19 protein-coding genes and 1 CRISPR repeat array (1 of these 20 cut by a window edge) are annotated in these 19,516 nt (G+C 40.2%); of the genes, 13 read left to right on the top strand and 6 right to left on the bottom strand.

Going from position 1 to position 19,516, the window contains the following annotated elements; all coding sequences use genetic code 11:
• Positions 1-878: direct repeats of the CRISPR family, unit length 47 nt; unit sequence ACTGTATTTCAATGAACTAAGATACAAAATTGAAAGCTTATCACAAC (it extends 167 nt beyond the left edge of the window).
• Between the two features lie 979 nt (positions 879-1,857).
• A complete protein-coding gene (locus tag ACFO6W_RS09440; protein WP_379995678.1) occupies positions 1,858-2,121 on the top strand; it encodes a hypothetical protein in 264 nt (87 codons plus the stop codon).
• Positions 2,122-2,193: 72 nt separating this feature from the next.
• Here the strand turns inward: ACFO6W_RS09440 and ACFO6W_RS09435 are convergent, their stop codons facing one another.
• The 6 genes from ACFO6W_RS09435 to ACFO6W_RS09410 form a co-directional block, all read right to left on the bottom strand.
• Complete coding sequence (locus ACFO6W_RS09435; protein WP_379995676.1) at positions 2,194-2,910, bottom strand: head GIN domain-containing protein; 717 nt, start codon at positions 2,908-2,910, stop codon at positions 2,194-2,196.
• 81 nt (positions 2,911-2,991) lie between these two features.
• On the bottom strand, positions 2,992-3,381 hold the full coding sequence (locus tag ACFO6W_RS09430; RefSeq protein WP_379995674.1) for a DUF423 domain-containing protein: 390 nt from the start codon (positions 3,379-3,381) through the stop codon (positions 2,992-2,994).
• Positions 3,378-4,739: a citrate synthase gene (locus ACFO6W_RS09425; protein ID WP_379995672.1), complete on the bottom strand. Its 1,362-nt coding sequence runs from the start codon at positions 4,737-4,739 to the stop codon at positions 3,378-3,380. The genes ACFO6W_RS09430 and ACFO6W_RS09425 overlap by 4 nt, the downstream gene beginning before the upstream one ends.
• Before the next feature lie 100 nt (positions 4,740-4,839).
• Positions 4,840-5,223, bottom strand: a complete 384-nt coding sequence (locus ACFO6W_RS09420; RefSeq protein ID WP_379995669.1) for a GNAT family N-acetyltransferase — start codon at positions 5,221-5,223, stop codon at positions 4,840-4,842.
• Positions 5,220-5,822, bottom strand: a complete 603-nt coding sequence (locus tag ACFO6W_RS09415) for a DJ-1/PfpI family protein (RefSeq protein ID WP_379995667.1) — start codon at positions 5,820-5,822, stop codon at positions 5,220-5,222. Before ACFO6W_RS09415 ends, ACFO6W_RS09420 begins: the two co-directional genes overlap by 4 nt.
• Positions 5,823-5,836: 14 nt before the next feature.
• Positions 5,837-8,101 carry an aconitate hydratase gene (locus tag ACFO6W_RS09410; protein ID WP_379995665.1) on the bottom strand — a complete coding sequence of 755 codons (2,265 nt, stop codon included), beginning with the start codon at positions 8,099-8,101 and terminating at the stop codon, positions 5,837-5,839.
• 711 nt (positions 8,102-8,812) lie between these two features.
• On the opposite strand from ACFO6W_RS09410, the gene ACFO6W_RS09405 reads away from it, so the two are divergent.
• The 12 genes from ACFO6W_RS09405 to hisB all read left to right on the top strand — a co-directional run bounded on the left by ACFO6W_RS09405 (position 8,813) and on the right by hisB (position 19,478).
• Entirely contained in the window at positions 8,813-10,036 is a 1,224-nt protein-coding gene (locus tag ACFO6W_RS09405; protein WP_379995663.1) for a hypothetical protein, read from the top strand.
• Between the two features lie 236 nt (positions 10,037-10,272).
• Positions 10,273-11,319 (top strand): tetratricopeptide repeat protein, encoded by a 1,047-nt coding sequence (locus ACFO6W_RS09400; RefSeq protein ID WP_379995661.1) that lies wholly within the window; start codon positions 10,273-10,275, stop codon positions 11,317-11,319.
• 18 nt (positions 11,320-11,337) lie between these two features.
• Positions 11,338-11,889, top strand: a complete 552-nt coding sequence (locus ACFO6W_RS09395) for an RNA polymerase sigma factor (RefSeq protein ID WP_379995659.1) — start codon at positions 11,338-11,340, stop codon at positions 11,887-11,889.
• Positions 11,890-11,946: 57 nt separating this feature from the next.
• Positions 11,947-12,285: a hypothetical protein gene (locus ACFO6W_RS09390; RefSeq protein ID WP_379995657.1), complete on the top strand. Its 339-nt coding sequence runs from the start codon at positions 11,947-11,949 to the stop codon at positions 12,283-12,285.
• 19 nt (positions 12,286-12,304) lie between these two features.
• Positions 12,305-12,787 (top strand): hypothetical protein, encoded by a 483-nt coding sequence (locus tag ACFO6W_RS09385; protein WP_379995655.1) that lies wholly within the window; start codon positions 12,305-12,307, stop codon positions 12,785-12,787.
• A 216-nt stretch (positions 12,788-13,003) separates the two neighbouring features.
• Positions 13,004-13,858, top strand: a complete 855-nt coding sequence (gene hisG / locus ACFO6W_RS09380; protein WP_379995653.1) for an ATP phosphoribosyltransferase — start codon at positions 13,004-13,006, stop codon at positions 13,856-13,858.
• Positions 13,855-14,382 (top strand): GNAT family N-acetyltransferase, encoded by a 528-nt coding sequence (locus ACFO6W_RS09375; protein WP_379995651.1) that lies wholly within the window; start codon positions 13,855-13,857, stop codon positions 14,380-14,382. Before hisG ends, ACFO6W_RS09375 begins: the two co-directional genes overlap by 4 nt.
• A 4-nt stretch (positions 14,383-14,386) precedes the next feature.
• A complete protein-coding gene (gene hisD, locus ACFO6W_RS09370; protein WP_379995913.1) occupies positions 14,387-15,664 on the top strand; it encodes a histidinol dehydrogenase in 1,278 nt (425 codons plus the stop codon).
• Complete coding sequence (locus ACFO6W_RS09365; protein ID WP_379995649.1) at positions 15,661-16,548, top strand: GNAT family N-acetyltransferase; 888 nt, start codon at positions 15,661-15,663, stop codon at positions 16,546-16,548. Before hisD ends, ACFO6W_RS09365 begins: the two co-directional genes overlap by 4 nt.
• 97 nt (positions 16,549-16,645) lie before the next feature.
• Positions 16,646-17,224 (top strand): DJ-1/PfpI family protein, encoded by a 579-nt coding sequence (locus ACFO6W_RS09360; RefSeq protein WP_379995647.1) that lies wholly within the window; start codon positions 16,646-16,648, stop codon positions 17,222-17,224.
• A gap of 108 nt (positions 17,225-17,332) precedes the next feature.
• Positions 17,333-18,361, top strand: coding sequence for a histidinol-phosphate transaminase (gene hisC, locus ACFO6W_RS09355; RefSeq protein ID WP_379995645.1), 1,029 nt, complete (start codon positions 17,333-17,335; stop codon positions 18,359-18,361).
• A gap of 1 nt (position 18,362) precedes the next feature.
• Positions 18,363-19,478, top strand: a complete 1,116-nt coding sequence (hisB, locus tag ACFO6W_RS09350) for a bifunctional histidinol-phosphatase/imidazoleglycerol-phosphate dehydratase HisB (protein ID WP_379995643.1) — start codon at positions 18,363-18,365, stop codon at positions 19,476-19,478.
• Positions 19,479-19,516 lie beyond the last annotated feature (38 nt).

Raw genomic sequence — 19,516 nt, 5'->3', positions numbered from 1 at the left:
GAACTAAGATACAAAATTGAAAGCTTATCACAACGGGCTTCATTGGCTTTGTCTTCCGCCTCTAACTGTATTTCAATGAACTAAGATACAAAATTGAAAGCTTATCACAACATATTGAAACAAATATAATAATTATGGGAGACTGTATTTCAATGAACTAAGATACAAAATTGAAAGCTTATCACAACTTCCAGGCACTTTTCACAGAAATAAGTATCACTGTATTTCAATGAACTAAGATACAAAATTGAAAGCTTATCACAACCTTTTTTCGCATATATGTCAGGATATGTAACTGTATTTCAATGAACTAAGATACAAAATTGAAAGCTTATCACAACTTACAAAGCTTTGCTGAATATTCAGCCGATACTGTATTTCAATGAACTAAGATACAAAATTGAAAGCTTATCACAACTGATATTCTTCAGGTACTCCCACGGATGGGACTGTATTTCAATGAACTAAGATACAAAATTGAAAGCTTATCACAACTGCTAACAGGAGAGCCTCCAGCTCTTCATCACTGTATTTCAATGAACTAAGATACAAAATTGAAAGCTTATCACAACTCTTTTTAGGTATGTCTTCGCCGAAAACAACTGTATTTCAATGAACTAAGATACAAAATTGAAAGCTTATCACAACTAATATCCAATTCATCCATTAAGCCCGACAACTGTATTTCAATGAACTAAGATACAAAATTGAAAGCTTATCACAACTATCGGGAAGAAGTATCTCCAGATTACCTGACTGTATTTCAATGAACTAAGATACAAAATTGAAAGCTTATCACAACTTTCTATTGATAAAGTTGCCATAATATTAACTGTATTTCAATGAACTAAGATACAAAATTGAAAGCAAAGAACCGAACAACAGACCAAAAATATCTCACTACAAATAGAAAAGGCTTCGAAGGAACTCCTCCAAAAATCGAAGATTCTAAAGAATAAGATATATTTATATAATCAAAATAAAAGAAGATTATTCCTCCAAGGTTGATCTTTTTCTTTTTTCATTCATGATTGATTCTTAAAAAAGAATACATATTTTTGTCAAAAGAGTTATTTGAATCTATGAAAATAAAGCGAAACGAAAAGTATCTTGGTTGTTTCTAAATTGTTACCTGTTTCTCTCTTTCTCTCCCTTATCAATTGAAAATCAATTAAATTCTATTATTCTGCATACTTAGGTAACAAAGGTAACAGGGATATCAGTAAACAGTAAACAGTGAACAACTCGTATTTTGTATCTCGTATCTTGTATACTCGTAACTGCCCGAAGGGCGCAGTAACTTGTAACTGTTAAAAGGTAACAAAGGTAACAGATATATCAATAAACAGTCAACAGTAAGCAGTTAACAACTTGTATCTTGTATCTCGTGTCTTGTCTACTTGTAACTATTCTCAAAAAGGTAACAAAGGTAACACTATTTACAGTCATCAGTCAACAACTCGTAAGATGTAAAACTTTGCGCCTTTGCGTCTTTGCGTGAAACAAAACAAAACGCCAGCCAACTCGTAACTTGTAACTACCCGAAGGGCGCAGTAACTTGTAACTTTCAAAAAAGTAACACCTTTCCATTCATTTACTAATTTACAAATCTCCTAACCGGTCTTTCAAAGAACTCATAGCTTTTGCCATCTATATAGATAAAATTCTTGTAAGAATATGCGGTAATCTTCTCTGCATTTTATTCTAAATGAATATCTAAAATGTGAAAATGTATTTAAAAAATACGTTTGCATAAAAATATAGCGTTAAAAGGACGCTTTGTGTGAACAATTTATAGCCTTTCTTCCTTTTATCTAATACACTACTTATGTTTCATCTTTTAAAGTGAGGACTGCTATGAGATTTAATGGAACTTTAAAAGTCGGGGATATTTTATACAGGGTAGACCCGAAAATATTGTCTGTCAATGTGTTTCGGATTAATAACATTGATGATAAACAACAGACGCCGACCACTCATGAAAACTTCGTGATGGAGAAGAAAGAGTCAAGGTTAATTCCGATGTTGATCGAGAAGTTCCCGTTTGAGTTTAAAGGTTTGTTATACTTTTTGACAGAAGATGATGCGAATCATTACGTTAAGACTCAGATAGGAATGTGAAGCCTCCTGAAAAAAAACAAAAGGCCGTGAAATCGTTTGTTTTTCATGGCCTTTTTATTCTGAAAGCTATTATTACTGTACTTTAACTACTTTTCCGGAACCCGATATGGCCTGATCTACCTGCGCATTTCCCTTATACTGCACATTGCCGCTACCCGATACTCTTACAGTCAGCAACTTTTCAGCGTATACAGAGAAGTTTCCGCTGCCTGATACAGAACATGTTACTGTGTCGGCTTGCATATCCATCGTATTTGTTTTTCCACTGCCTGATATACTGCTTTCGATCCGGTTCACTTTACCGGTCATTGCAATATCACCCGAGCCGGAAACTTTTGTAGTCACGCTTTGTGCTACAATGCTGTCTCCTAGGATATTTGCACTGCCCGAAACCGATAAAACCAGGTCGGAAGTTTCCAGTTTTCCTTTGATGTGGAGCTTGATTGAGCCGCTTGCACTCACACGGGCCAAAGTCGTAGAGTTGGTATAGATATTGTATTTAGTAGGGCTCACATTTTCCTTATTCCTGATAGAGAGGATGCCATCATTGGATTCTACAATCAGCAGAGGGAAAATATTTTCGTCTGTTTCTATCCTTAGATATGGTGCGGCATCTGGTTTTTGTTCATAGACAATGCTTGAGCCTCCACTGAACTCTATCTCCTTATAATCCGAGATACTGACTTCATTCTCTGTTATATTTCCATTTCCTCTCACTGAATTGAATGAACAGGACTGGGCGCTTAAAACTAATAGCGTAATACCGATTGTGTACAATAGTGTTTTCATCTTAATATTCTTTTTTGAAATGATTATTTATAGGTATGACGCATCCCTTTCTAATTTGGTTACATCAAAATGGAAAAAATATCAGAAAATTTTATTTTTAATAAAAAATATAATCAATAACAGCCATCCTGCAATCAGGAATAATCCCCCTACAGGCGTTACCGGACCTAAGAAACGCAGATTTATTCCCCAATGTCCGGAAAAGGATAAAAAATAAATGCTGAAAGAAAAAAGCAGGACTCCTGTAATAATACAGATAGCAGCCCACTTTTCCAATGGCGATGTAAATGGCAGTGTGAGGCCTATAACCAGTAATACGATGGCATGGTACATCTGATAACGCACTCCGGTTTCGAAACTGATAAGTTTTTCCGGTGTGAGTATGTCTTTAAATGCATGTGCGCCGAATGCTCCCAGTATTACCGAGAGCATTCCGTATATAGCAGCGATAATTAATACCGTTTGTTTCATTTTCTATCGGCAATGGGTATGTATTCTTTTATGTCGGCGGCATTCTTGTATGCAGGGCGGATAATCCGCTTTTGCTTGAAGTTGAGTTCTTCGATCCGGTGGGCACACCAGCCCACGATACGCGCCATCGCAAACAATGGAGTGTATATTTCCTGGGGCAGGCCTATCATATCATATACGAAGCCCGAATAGAAGTCCACATTGGCGCATACCTGCTTATTGACATTCTTACCCTTTTTCTCCATAAAGTTGAGGATCGCTCTTTCTTCCAGCAGCTTATAGAAGTTATATTCTTCTTCCCGCCCTTTCTCTATGGCAAGCTCGCGGGCCATTTCCTTGAGTAGCATGGTACGGGGGTCCGATATTGTATATATGGCATGTCCTATACCATAAATGAGGCCTGTTCTGTCATAAGCTTCTTTATTTAATATCTTCAGCAGATAGGCGTCTACTTCTTCAACGCTTGTCCAGTCTTTCACATTGGTCTTAATGTTCTTCATCATATCGATGACTTTCAGGTTTGCTCCTCCATGCAGAGGCCCTTTCAGTGAACCTATGCCCGCGGCAATGGCCGAATAGGTATCCGTACCTGTCGAACTGGTGACACGTACCGTAAAAGTGGAGTTATTACCTCCCCCGTGGTCGGCATGTACCATAAGCGCCAGGTCGAGAATTTTTACATCCAACTGTGTATAGTGGTGTCCTTTCATCATATACAGGAAATTTTCGGCAAGCGACAGGTTCGATTGCGGATGTCTGATGTGGAGAGACTTGCCATTGCTGTGCCTTAATGCATTATGGGCATAAGCTATGATAGTAGGGAAAGTGGCAACGAGGTTCAGCGATTGGCGTATCAGGTTCTCGGGGGTGGTTTCGTCCGGCTTGTCGTCGAATGTATATAATTCGAGTACACAACGTGAAAGATAATTCATAATATCATTCCCTACGAGGTCAAGTATATGCATTACAATTTTTGGTTTCAGGTCCATGATACAACTCATCAGTTCTGAGAATTCCTTCAACTCCTTCTTGTTTGGCATATTTCCCGAAAGGATAAGATAGACCACCTCTTCAAATCCCAGCCTGTTTTCTTTCTGGGTACCCCTGACTATGTCTTCGAGACTGATTCCCCTGTATATAAGTTTGCCGGGGATAGGTGTCAGCTTGCCGTCTTCGCTGCGTTCATACCCCACAACATCGCCCACTTTGGTAAGTCCTACAACTACGCCGGTATGATCTTCGTTGCGAAGGCCCCGTTTTACATTCATTTTCTGGAACAGTTCGGGGTCGAAGTTACTAGTTACCCTCACTGTTGCCGATATCTTATCCACTATTTCCTTATCCAGTAATCTCTCCATAGTATATTTGTTATATGGTTTATATTTTGAGTTTAAATTATGGCTTAAAATAATAAGTCACAATTTCGTTCCACTTCATTAATTGTCGCACCCAGACCCTTTAAAACTTTATCGCAGGATGGTTCCATTCCGAAACCTGCCAGCGCAGGCCATTACAACATTCTTTTTTAGCATAAGCGATCACCTTGTTAATAAGGAGTGTACCTATACCTTTTCCCCTGTATGCCTGTCTGACATATAAGTCATCCATGTACAGGGATTTGCCTGTCCATGTATAATAAGCGAAGAAGTAAGTCGCATATCCGATAATGGAGCCATCCTTATCCCTGGCTACAAAGCCGTGAAAATAATTCTTTTCTTTTAGCATCTGTCCGACGGAATTAGTCATCTTTTCAGGTAATTTTTCAAAGGTGGCAAATTCCAGAAATAGGGAGACCAGCTCTTCAAAATCGGATTCCATTATGGGTTGTATATCTATATTCATTTAATCTGCTGATTGCAAAAGTTATCGGTGCTTTCATCTTCCTGCCAATTATATTCTATCCTGAAAGCTATCTTCCGGGCTTCTTCTGTCCCCAGCATGTCGCGAATAAAGCCTAAAGCCATATCCATTCCGGCGCTGACGCCCGATGAGGTGTAATACTTGCCGTCTTTTACCCAGCGTGCCTGCTTTATCCAGTTAACTTTGGATGAGGCACTTTCCACCCAGCCGAAAGCACATTTGTTTGATGTCGCGCTTCTGCCGTCCAGTAAACCGGTTTTAGCTAATAATGCACTACCCGTGCAAACAGTAAGAGTATATTGACTGCCGCTGGCTAACGTCCTTATCTTCTCTATAAAGACCGGATTGTCTATTTCCTTTCGTGTGCCCGTTCCTCCGGGAATAAGCAGTATATCCGTTTCCTCCGGCATTAATAATTCTGCCGGATCGGTTTTTATCTCAATATTGTCCGTGTTGCGGATAAGGCCTCCGGTTTCAGAATAATATCTGATTATGTTACCTTCAACCTTACCGAATATTTCCACAGGCCCGAATACATCGAGTGTTTCAAAACCTGGAAAAAGAAGTATATTGAAAACCATGCAGACTCCGGTTATTATTGTTTCATATAATTCAGGGCACTCCCTGCCTTAAACCATTCTATCTGCGTATCGTTATAGGTATGGGCTACCTCGAACGATTCTTTTTCACCGTTTTTATGGGTGAGCTCGACGGTAAGGTTCTTTCCCGGTCTGAAATCGGTTAGCCCTTGTATGCTTATTTTATCATCTTCGCTTACCTTGTTATAATCATTCTTATCGATAAAGGTAAGGGCAAGCATACCTTGTTTTTTGAGATTGGTTTCATGTATGCGTGCAAAAGACTTTACAAGTATAGCCTTCACATTCAGAAACCGGGGTTCCATTGCTGCGTGTTCACGGGATGAGCCTTCCCCGTAGTTTTCTTCAGCCACTACGACAGACCCAAGCCCTTCCGCTTTGAATTTCCGGGCAAGTTTAGGAACGGCTATAAATTCTCCGGTTTCCACATCCAGTACAGCATTTGTCTTGTCATTGAATGCATTGACCGCGCCGATCAGCATATTGTCGGATATATTATCCAGATGTCCTCGGAAGCGGAGCCACGGGCCAGCCATCGAAATGTGGTCGGTAGTACATTTGCCTTTTGCTTTTATTAACAGCGGCTGGGCGGTAATATCTTTTCCGTCCCATGCAGGGAACGGTTTCAGCTCTTGCAGGCGTTGTGAATCGGGGGCTATTTTTACCTCAATATTTGAACCGTCAGCTGCCGGAGCGATAAATCCGTCATCATCTTTTTTGTATCCGTTTGGCGGTAGTTCATATCCCTGAGGTTCCTGTAGTTTTACATGTTCCCCGTTTTCATTTACCAGTGTATCCGTCATCGGATTGAAGCATAGATCTCCGGCAATGCTGAGTGCCGCCACAATTTCCGGTGATGTAACAAAGGCATGGGTATTCGGATTACCGTCGTTTCGTTTGGCAAAATTACGGTTAAACGATGTTACGATTGAATTGGGCCGCTCCGGGTTATCCGACTCCCTTTTCCATTGTCCGATACAAGGCCCGCAGGCATTTGCCATGATGGTTGCCCCCGCTTCTTCGAAGACCGGTAATATACCATCTCTTTCGGCGGTATAGCGTACCTGTTCCGAGCCGGGATTGATTATAAATTGAGCTTTTACTTTTATATTTTTCTTTTTGGCATCAGCGACGATCGATGCCGCACGCGACATGTCTTCGTATGAAGAGTTTGTACATGAGCCGATTAGGCCCACTTCCATCTTTTGCGGATAACCGTTTTCTTTTACCGCTTTGGCAAACTGAGAAATAGGATGTGCCGCATCGGGTGTAAAAGGCCCGTTTACATACGGTTCGAGAGTCGATAAATCTATTTCAATTATCTGGTCGAAATACTTTTGAGGATTACCGGCTATCTCAGCATCAGGCTGCAGATGCTCCATTATTTTGTCGGCCAGCTCTGCGACATCATTGCGGAAAGTCGCTTTCAGGTATTCGGATGATTTTTCATCATAGGGGAAAATGGATGTCGTAGCACCTACTTCCGCACCCATATTACAAATCGTACCTTTCCCTGTGGCAGACAATGAAGCGGTGCCTTCGCCAAAATATTCGATAATGGCGTTTGTCCCACCTTTCACGGTGAGTATACCTGCCAGTTTCAGTATGACGTCTTTAGGAGAAGCCCAGCCCGACAATTTTCCGGTCAGTTTTACCCCGATGATTTTCGGCATTTTCAGTTCCCAGGGCATTCCCGCCATTACATCTACTGCATCGGCGCCACCTACGCCTATGGCTACCATCCCCAGCCCTCCGGCATTTGGAGTGTGGGAGTCTGTTCCGATCATCATCCCGCCGGGGAAGGCATAGTTTTCGAGTACCACCTGATGGATGATACCTGCGCCGGGTTTCCAGAAACCGATTCCGAATTTATTGGATACGTTGCTCAGAAAGTCAAATACTTCTTTGTTTGTTACTTCGGCAGTGTTCAGATCTTCCTTTGCCGATTTGTATGCCTGTATCAGGTGGTCACAGTGTACTGTCGATGGTACAGCTACTTTTGTGCGTCCCGAATTCATCAATTGCAACAGGGCCATTTGTGCGGTAGCGTCCTGCATGGCAACCCTGTCCGGTGAAAAGTTCACATAATCTGTTGCGCGTACAAAATCCTTAATGGATTCATCTTTCGATAGATGTGCATATAGGATTTTTTCGGACAGAGTCAAAGGGCGTTTTAGTTTGTTCTTAGCCTCTTCAACCTTTGATGGGTAGGATTCGTAGAATTTGCGAATCATATCTATATCAAAAGTGGTACTTTTCATTATAATTGAAGTTTTTAGTTAATTTTTTAATCTCCCAGAACTAACAAAAATAATAAAAAAATTCTATGATATGACGTCTTTTATATTACATTCCTGTTTGAGTTTATTCTAAAGTCCGGCATATCTGAAGTTTGTCTTTCTGTTTTTGGACGAGTGTGGTTCGGTGATAATTTTGTGTTTTAAGGCTTTATATGTGGAAATTTGCAACTGCTTGTTTTAAAAAATAAGACATATTGAAATGTAATAAGTGGCTATTATGAGAGATTCTATTTATCATTGATAGAAAAATAAGATAGGAATTCAGTTTATTGTTCACTTAATTATTTCGGTTTAGAGTATCTCTTTACCTTCTAGGGTTGCCAAGCTAAGTAGTGATGTTCTCTTTGTCGGTTGACGGCAACCTGTATTGATTGATCCCCAAAAGAGGTGTGTACTAATACATAAAAAAAGTACACGAATATGTAATTTAATCATATGCGACAAGGATAAACATATTTAATAATAATATCTATATTTGCCTCCTATCCATTCGGTTTTTAATCCGGAATATTTTAATTGGATTCTAAATCCATAAAATGGAAGTAGTTACTTAACAATCTATCAGAAAATATGTAGTCAGATGCCCAAGGTTCATATATATATAATTTAATATCTATTATTTACGGCCCATATTAATATTTACATATTAACTTAACCTAATTTTTCAGCCCAATGAGAAACTACTATTCTTTTATCCGAAATCAAATTACGAATAAGCGTAATATCTTCTTGTATTTTTCTTTTATTCCGCTATTTTTCTTCATTTCCTGTAGCGAAGATCCGGATACAAACCTGCATTCGCTTGGTGATGTGACCGGTCAGGTCGTCGAACTTGGCAACCCCCTAAAGACGCGGTATGCGGACGGTACCCAGCGCGTTTATGCCCGTAATGTATGGGATATGTATGCTTATCACGGCAAGATATATTTCGGCGGAGGGAACTCGTCTAACAATCCTCCCGCATCCAATGCCGGGAGAGCTGACCTGTGGACCTTCGATCCGGTATCGCAGAAATTTGCCGTGGAATATACCGTCGACGAAGAACAGATACACCTGATCCGTGAGTTCGATAACGAACTTTATCTCCCTGGTCATGATTCGCGGGAGAGCTGGAGTTTGGGTAATTTTTACCGGCTGGAGTCCGGAGCCTGGAAAAAATACCGAACCATTCCCAATGGCGTACATGTATATGATATTTACAAGTATGGTAACAAACTCTATGCAGCCATCGGGCCGAATGGTAATTCAGCCATACAGGTCTCGTCAGATAACGGACTAACCTGGAACAATTCCGGCAAGACTATAATCGGTTCGCGGATTTATACATTGGTACCCCTGGCAGGTGCCCTGTATTCGAATTTCAACTGGATTTACTGTCCCGGGGAAATGAGTGATTTCGTTTTTTTGCCACAGAAGGATCGCCCGCTTTTCACGGCAGGCATCAATGTCGGCGGGGAAACCCGTGTGGAACGTGCCGTAGTATTTAACGGGCGAACCGTTTACATCATAGGTCATACATATAACGACCATCAATACAAGCCGGTGGCACTTATACGCGCACGCGGTCACAGCGATATATCCCGTTTGTCTTTGCCGGAGGAGGCATTACCGAGGGATATACTGATTAAAGGTGAATGGTTGTTGGTACTGGCATCCATCCGGACGGGCGATGAAGTTTACAAAAATATCGTACTGGCAACACGGAATATCGACGCCGATCCCGTGGAATGGACTACTCTGTTTCATTTTACAGCACCTGCTTTTGCCCGCTCATTTGAATACCTGAACGGAAAGTTTTATTTTGGATTGGGTTGCGATGCCGAGGAGCTTACTGCTACTACATGGCTTTCTCCGGCTACCGGTAATATTCTAAGTGTTGAATATAAAGATTTATAATATTCATACAATGGCAGGGGATTAAGCCAGATCTATTTCCCCTGTCCTTTATTCTTTGTATTTGTAGACCGTAACAGTTATCAGATAATGAATCTTGTTTGCGAAAAACAGAAAACCAGAGCTTCCCTGCTACAGGAATTTAAACCTTCCTTCTATAAAATTGTCAAAGAATCTGAACAGAGAATACATTTAAAGAGTATTTTCTTACTTTTGTATTTCATAAAACGAAATATTGCATGAGGAACGGCTTAATTATATTATTCTTATTATTTACAACATTAACAATATATGCACAACCCTCTTCCGATAAATTAATAAGGCAGGGTGTGGCATTGCATGATAAGGGACGCTATAAAGAGGCAATAGCCTGTTATGAGGAAGCATTGAAAGTAAACCCGACATCAATGTCCGCTATTTATGAGATGTCTTTATCATACTTGCAGCTCAAAGATTACGATAAAGCCATTCGCAACAGTACGAAAGTGATCACGGCCAATTTTCAGCCTCTGCTGATGGACGCGTATATTGTAAAAGGCACGGCGCTGGCCAATCAGGATAAAATGGGCGATGCCCTGAAGATATTAAACGAAGCAGTAGAGAAATGCGGAGATGAATACCTGTTGCATTTCAATCTGGGGCTTTGTTACTTCAATAATAAGGATAACCGTATGGCAGTGCAGCATCTGCGGAAGGCCATAGAAATAGATGCCACTCATTCCAGTGCATTTCTTCTTTATGCCTATGCTCTGAACGATTTGGGACGCTGGGTGCAAAGTTTTTATGCATTTCATTTCTTTTTGTTGCTTGAGCCCAACACAGAACGTTCGAAAGACGCTTTCGGAGAAATGTTTGATATAATCAATACTAAGATCGATCCCGGTTCGGAGAAATTATCTCCTGAAGACGGGGTAGACAGACGCTACCTGTATGATGCGATACAAAAACACAAGACAGGGGCCACAGACGAGGTGTCGCAATATACATTTTTTGTAGAATCGTCCAAATTGATATTTTTCACATTGGCTCAGATGCAGAATGATTCCCTGAATGGTTTATTGTGGTATTTCTTTGTGCCTACCTATGAGGAAATACTGGGTTCAGGACATTTCGATACATATTGCCGCTATGTCAGTGTGGCTTATTTCCCCGAATCGCTTAAATGGTGGGAGAATAATAAAACACATGTAGATAACTTTATAGAATGGTTTGAGAACGGACAGGGCGGAGCTGATGAAGAAGCCGATTACGGTGATGATTCCGATTTAGAAGATCACGGGCAGTAAAAAAGGATTTTGGAATAAATGTTACAAGATACAGAGAATAATTTAGTAGAAAGGTTGCATGACCCGAAAAATCAGCAGGCTGCTTTTTCTGAACTTGTGAAAGAGTTTAGCGAGACGCTTTATTGGCAGATCCGTAAGATCGTACTGAGTCATGACGATGCAAACGATGTCCTCCAGAATACCTTTATTAAGGTATGGACCAGCATTGAGAATTTCAGGGGAGATTCCAAATTGTCCACATGGCTGTACCGTATTGCGATTAATGAAGCGATTACATTTTTGAATAAGCAACGCACATTAAATAATGTGTCGATAGACGATGCGGATACGTTTCTGGTCTCACGTCTCGAAGGTGATGAATATTTTGACGGAGACAAAGCGCAACTGAAACTGCAAAAGGCGATATTGACACTTCCTGAGAAACAACGTATCGTTTTTAATATGAAATACTTCGATGAAATGAAGTATGAAGATATGTCGGATATACTGGAAACTTCGGTTGGCGCACTGAAAGCATCATACCATCATGCAGTGAAAAAAATAGAAGAATTTTTATCTGCTGACGATTAAACCTTTTTATCTAATCATAGTCTATAGTATAGATAGAGTTATTAAAGAAAAGTAATTATGTTGGATAGTTTTGACAAAAAGAAGAATCCGTTTAAGGTTCCCGAAAATTATTTCGAGAATTTTAATGCTGATATGATGGGTAAACTTCCTGAAAAAGAAACAGAAAAAGCGAAAGTTGTCCCGTTGTGGAGAAAGGCATTGCCTTGGACAGCCGCGGCTGCCGTGTTTTGTGGAGTCATATTTTCAACAGGAATACTGAATGAAGAAAAGACTGCCGAACCTGATCCTGTAGTTGCTTCTGCTATAGCCTCTTCTTCTGAGGAGGAAGATTATTATTTGTTTCTTGAAGATGAAGTAGCAAGGGCCAAGTACCGGGATGTGATGTATAGTAATTAAACTAAAAAATGTTTTTTATATGAAATTTAAAAGTATTCTGATCTTATTGATTATCATAGTGTCTACAACACATTCAATAAATGGTCAGGGTCTGAAACGAAGTGGTTTTGATATAGAAACTATAAAAAAGGAGAAAGCAGCTTTCCTGATAAAAGAACTGAACCTGACAGATGCCGAAGCCAAAGCGTTTATTCCTTTGGAGTCGGAGTTCATGTCCAGAAAATTTGAAGTGAACAGGGATGCCCGTAGAGAAACCCGCGTGTTGAAAGAAAAACCTAACAAGACCGAAGAAGATTACCAACGCATAACCAAACTGAATCTGGAATCGGAAAAACGGGAAGCAGAACTTCAGATAGAATATTATAAAAAATTCGGGGAAGTATTGTCTGCCCAGAAAGTAGAAAAATATCGTGCAGTGGATATGAAATTCAAAGAATATATGCTGCAAAAGATTGAAGAGCGCAGAAAAGCAAATCCACAACGAAACAGACACGGAAAATAAATTGACAAAAGTTTGTTTTATTGTGAAAAATATATACTTTTGTTTTCGTAAAGAATATAATTATGTACAATAAAGCACATCATCATCATCTTATATTACTGCCGATCGGTAAGTAACGTATATTGATGTGATTTGTTTGCAAAAATATAAAAAGAGCTTGCCTGATGAGGGTAAGCTCTTTTTTTGTTTTCGAAATAATATAAAATTAAATATACTATGGTATTAAGAATTGCAGTACAATCGAAAGGCCGATTATTTGAAGAAACTATGGAGCTTCTGCAGGAAGCAGGTGTAAAACTGAATAATATTAAGCGTACATTACTGGTGCCGGCAAAAGGTTTTCCGGTAGAGATACTTTTTTTACGTGATGATGATATTCCGCAAGCTGTGGCTACAGGTGTTGCCGACATAGGAGTGGTGGGAGAGAACGAATACATGGAAAAAAATGAGGATGCAGAGATTGTAAAACGACTGGGCTTTAGTAAATGCCGTCTGTCTCTGGCCATTCCCAAAGATGAAAATTATGAAGGCATAAAATGGTTTGAAGGAAAAAAAATCGCTACCTCTTATCCTTTTATCCTGAATAAATATATGAAGGAACTGGGTATCCATTCCGATATACATATTATTACAGGTTCGGTAGAGATTTCACCGAGTATCGGATTATCGGATGCAATTTTCGACATTGTCAGCTCCGGAGGTACACTTGTCAGTAACCGGTTGAAAGAAGTGGAAGTAGTTATGCAGTCGGAAGCTTTGTTAATTGCGACAAAGAATCTTTCGCAAGAAAAAAAGAATATTCTTGACGAATTGATTTTCAGAATCGAAGCAGTGCAAACCGCAACTGATAAAAAATATGTACTTTTGAATGCGCCTGAAGATAGATTGAGCGAAATTATCGATATTCTTCCCGGGATGCGTAGTCCTACTGTAACCCCATTGGCGACGAAAGGCTGGTGTTCGGTGCAATCAGTAGTGGAAGATAAGCGTTTCTGGGAAGTGATAAGTAAGCTGAAATCTTTAGGTGCAGAAGGAATATTAGTGTTACCAATCGAAAAAATGATATTATGATACAGGTTTCGGACGATATAGTTTTATATCCGCTGTCGGTAGATGACATTTTTAAGATTTTCAATACATTGAATGACGAGCGTGAATATATGCGCGAGTGGTTGCCCTTTGTAGATACGACAAAGGAAGTAGAGGATACCGCCAGCTTTGTAAATCATGTTTTGGTAACGGCAGATAAGCAGTTTACCATTTATTTCCAGGGACAATTTGTAGGCTTGGTCGGTTTTAAAGATACTGATTCAATCAACAAAAAGGTCGAAATAGGCTACTGGCTGTCACAATATGCACAGGGAAAAGGGATTATGTTACATTCCGTCAGAAAATTGATAGAATATGCTTTTACCGAAATGGATATAAACCGCATACAGATAAAAGTTGCAATAAACAATCACAAAAGCAGGCGGATACCCGAAAAACTGGGTTTTCAGTCTGAAGGGATTGAACGTGATGGCGAATTACTCGTTGATAATGTATTTACCGATATTGCCATATATAGCTTGTTGAAAAAAGAATATGGAGGATAGACAAATGCAGATAATAAAATATCCCGAACGTTCGGAATGGGCAAGTATTTTGTCCCGCCCTGTATTCGATACATCAGCATTGAATAGCACTGTCGGTGCTGTGCTGGATGAAATTAAAACACGGGGAGATAAAGCGGTGTTCGAATACGAAGAGAGATTCGACAAAGTAAAGCTTTCTTCATTGGCAGTAAGTAGAGAGGAGATAGAGGCTTCCGTATCTTTGGTTTCCGAAGAACTGAAAGCGGCCATACGGTTGGCGAAAGAAAATATAAAGACTTTTCACCACAGTCAGATTTTCGAAAGTAAGAAGATCGAGACTACTCAGGGAGTTACATGCTGGCAGAAAGCAGTAGCTATAGAAAAGGTCGGCTTATATATCCCGGGAGGGACGGCGCCTTTATTCTCAACAGTGCTTATGCTTGCTGTTCCGGCAAAGATTGCAGGCTGTAAAGAAATTGTACTTTGTTCTCCACCGGGTAAAGACGGGAAAATACATCCGGCAATACTTTTTGCCGCGAAGGAAGCCGGAGTAGATAAAATATTCAGGATAGGAGGGATACAGGCCATCGGAGCCATGGCTTATGGTACCCAAAGTGTGCCGAAAGTATATAAGATATTCGGGCCCGGCAACCAGTATGTAATGACAGCTAAACAGCTTGTAAGCCTTCGCGATGTTGCTATAGATATGCCTGCCGGACCATCGGAAGTGCAGGTAATAGCCGATGATACGGCAAACCCGGCATTTGTGGCGGCGGATTTATTATCTCAGGCAGAACACGGGGCTGACAGTCAGGTGATACTGACTACTACGAGTGAACAGTTTATTGCGGATGTATTGCAGGAAATAGAACAGCAATTGGTTGAATTACCCCGCCGTGAAATAGCGGAAAAGGCTTTGCTGAATAGTAAACTGATTCTGTTAAAAGACAACAGTGAAATAATCGATATGACGAACCAATATGCGCCGGAGCATCTGATTATAGAAACATCCGATTATATGAATATTGCCGATCAGGTCATAAATGCAGGTTCGGTTTTTCTCGGACATTATACGCCTGAAAGTGCAGGAGATTACGCTTCGGGAACGAATCATACTTTGCCTACCAACGGTTATGCAACAGCTTACAGCGGTGTAAACCTGGATAGCTTTGTCAAGAAAATCACTTTCCAGAAAATCACGAAAGACGGTATCCGTAATCTTGGCCCGGCAATAGAAGTGATGGCGGAGAATGAGGAATTATATGCGCATAAAAATGCTGTAACATTACGGTTGAAAGAATGATTACTCCCTTGATTATAAAATATAAGAGCCGGGAATATGAGGAAATGCTTATTCTTCGGACAAAGATATTGAGAGAGCCTTTAGGCCTGACTTTTACGGATGAAGATATCACAATGGACAAGGATGATATGCTTTTGGGACTTATTTTGTCAGAAAAACAAAAGATGGTTGCCTGCTGTATCCTCACCCGCTTGAATAATAAAACTGTCAAAATGCGGCAAATGGCTGTAGACACAGAAGTACAAAAAAGTGGACTTGGCACGAGTATGCTTTCTTTTGCCGAATATGTGGCCGAAAGGGAAGGGTTTGAGAAAATCGTGCTTCATGCCCGCAAGGTTGCTATGGGTTTTTATCGGAAATATGATTATAAAATAGTAGGAGAAGAATTTACTGAGGTGGGTATTCCTCACTTTGAAATGGAAAAGCAAATAAAAATGGAAAAAGAAAAACAACAGGTAATTGACGAAGTTTCGAAATATATCGACATTACACTAACTCCTTTTGGTAAGTCGCAGCGTGGCGTAATAGATGTGGAAAAACGTGACCCTATGTACGATGGGAATGGTGTGGTATATATGCTCTCTGTCTTTGAGAAAGGAGAGTTGGTAAACAACCGTATCGGTACATATATGGTTCTGCTGAATAAGGGAGATCAGGCGGGGTTTCATGAGCATGGAACCAAGAAAGAACAGGAGCTGTATGTGCTTGTACATGGTGAGGGAGAATATATAGAACGTGAAGGACAGGATAAAATAACAAGGAAATTTAACCTGAAAAAAGGAAATGTGACATCTATACAGGGTGATGATAATTACCATTCTATCATCAATACCGGTGATGAGCCGTTGATCATATTTGTGGTGACGACATACGAAAAGGCCTGATTAATTATTTTTTACTATCGGAACCTGTTCAATTTTAACAATTATCCTTATATTTAGGCTAGTAAATTGATTGTTGAATTTCTAAATCTGTTTAATCATGGGTAAAAGAATATTGATGCTTGCAGGCGATTTTGTTGAAGATTATGAATTGATGGTTCCTTATCAGGCTCTTTGCAGTATTGGCTTTCATGTCGATGTAGTATGTCCGGGAAAGAAAGCCGGGGATCAGGTAGCAACAGCAATACACGATTTTGTGGGTTTCCAGACATATGTGGAATTGAGAGGCCACAATTTTACACTAACGAAGAGTTTCGATAGTGTGAAACTGGAAGATTATGCAGGGCTTTATATCACAGGTGGACGTGCTCCTGAATATATCCGTCTCGACCCTAAGGTGATAGAATACACACGCTATTTCTTTGAAAAGAATTTGCCTGTAGCTGCTATTTGTCACGGCATTCAGATACTGACAGCCGCCAATGTGGTAAAAGGACGTACATTAACATGTTATGTAGCCGTAGGTCCGGAAGTAACATTGGCCGGTGGTAATTATAAAGATATTCCGGCAACGGAAGCTGTCACAGACGGTAATTTGACCACCTCTCCTGCATGGCCGGGGCATCCCGCTATATTAAGGGAGTTTTATAAATTGCTGGGGGTAAAGATAGAGTTATAAATGGTCAGCTTTCGCAGGCTGATTGAAGATAAATAGTTTTAATGTCCTTTGTGCTAAGCTCTTGAATTGTGCAAAGGGCATTAAATTTAAATGATAATTGAATAAACAATGAATCTGCAACAATTAGTCCGCAAGAATGTATGGAATATGAAGGCCTATTCTTCGGCACGTGACGAGTTTAAAGGGGAGGCTTCCGTATTTCTGGATGCAAATGAAAATCCGTTAAACGATAAGTACAACCGTTATCCCGACCCATTGCAATGGGCACTGAAAGAAAAAATATCGAAAATAAAAGATATTCAGCAGGGGAAGATTTTCCTGGGCAATGGGAGTGATGAACCCATAGACCTTGTCATTCGTATATTTTGCGAGCCCCGTATAGATAATATTGTGGCTATCGATCCTACATACGGTATGTATCAGGTGTGTGCTGATGTAAACGATGTGGAATATCGCAAAGTATTGCTGAACAGTAATTTTGATCTTGATGCCGGTACATTGTTGGAAAAGGCAGATGAGAATACAAAACTTATATTCCTCTGCTCTCCAAATAACCCGACAGGTAATTTGCTGAACAGGAAAGAAATAGAAAAAGTGTTGAACTCTTTTCCCGGTATTGTAGTCGTAGATGAAGCCTATATCGATTTCGCATCAGAAAAAACATGGCTGAATGACTTACAAAAATATCCGAACCTGATAGTTTTGCAAACATTTTCCAAAGCATGGGGATTAGCCGCTGTCCGTCTGGGGATGGCTTTTGCGTCACCGGAAATTATCAAACTATTCAATAAGGTAAAGTATCCGTACAATGTAAATATCCTCACGCAGAACTTTGTGAATGGAGAACTGGATAAACTGGAATTGAGGAAAGAATGGATACAAATCTTGCTGAAAGGACGCGATTATCTGAATGAGGAATTACTAAAACTCCCTTTTGTAGAGAAAATATATCCGACAGACTCTAATTTTATATTGGTCAGGGTTACAGATGCAAACGGATTATATAAGCAGCTGGCAGATAAAGGTGTGATTGTGCGTAATCGTAATTCTGTATCTCTCTGTGCAGGTTGTCTGCGTATTACTGTGGGTACAGATGAAGAAAATAAGATATTGATAGAGACTTTGAGAAATATTTGACATGAAGAAAAGAGCATTATTTATAGACCGTGACGGAACAATCGTGATAGAACCACCGGTAGACTATCAGCTGGATAGCCTTGAAAAGCTGGAGTTCTATCCTAAAGTTATCCGTAACCTTTATTTTATCCGTAAAAATCTGGATTTCGAGTTTGTTATGGTAACCAATCAGGATGGATTGGGGACCTCATCGTTTCCCGAAGATACATTCTGGCCGGCACATAATCTGATGCTGAAAACATTGCAGGGTGAAGGGATTACTTTCGACGATATACTTATCGACCGCAGTTTTCCCGAAGACAATGCGCCTACCCGGAAACCCCGAACAGGGCTATTGGGTAAGTACATGAATGAAGAATATGATATGACGCATTCATTTGTAATCGGTGACCGTCTGACCGACGTGGAACTGGCAAAAAATTTAGGAGCGAAAGCTATATTCTTACGCGATGATATGGATGTTCCTGCCGGATTACAAGATGCTTGTGTATTGCAGACTACCGACTGGGATATTATCAGTGAATTTCTTTTTGCCGGAGAGCGAAAGGCAGAAGTAAAGCGTACGACAAAAGAAACGGATATCTATATTGCTTTGAATCTGGATGGAAAAGGCATTTGCGATATAACTACCGGTCTTGGATTCTTTGACCATATGCTCGAACAGATAGGCAAGCATTCGGGCATTGATTTGACCATAAAAGTAAAAGGTGACCTGAATGTGGATGAACATCATACGATAGAGGATACTGCGATAGCTCTGGGTGAAGCGCTTTATAAGGCTTTTGGCGATAAACGGGGAATAGAACGCTATGGATATTACTTGCCGATGGATGATTGCCTGTGTTCTGTTGCTCTTGATTTCGGAGGACGTCCGTGGCTGGTATGGGATACCGAGTTTCATCGCGAGAGGGTGGGAGATATGCCTACCGAGATGTTCCTGCATTTCTTCAAATCGTTGAGCGATTCGGCAAAGATGAATTTGAATATAAAAGCGGAGGGTGCAAACGAACATCACAAAATAGAAGGTATATTCAAAGCTTTTGCCCGTGCCGTCAAAATGGCAAAGAAACGGGATATTTTCAACTATGAACTTCCGTCTACCAAAGGAGTAATCTGATTCATTGGTTATTTTGATACAATAAATAGACGCTAATC

The sequence above is a fragment of the Dysgonomonas termitidis genome, assembly GCF_042654545.1.
GTDB classification, from domain to species: domain Bacteria; phylum Bacteroidota; class Bacteroidia; order Bacteroidales; family Dysgonomonadaceae; genus Dysgonomonas; species Dysgonomonas termitidis.
Note: the sequence above shows the minus strand (reverse complement) of the source record. Positions and strands in the feature narration are given on the sequence as shown.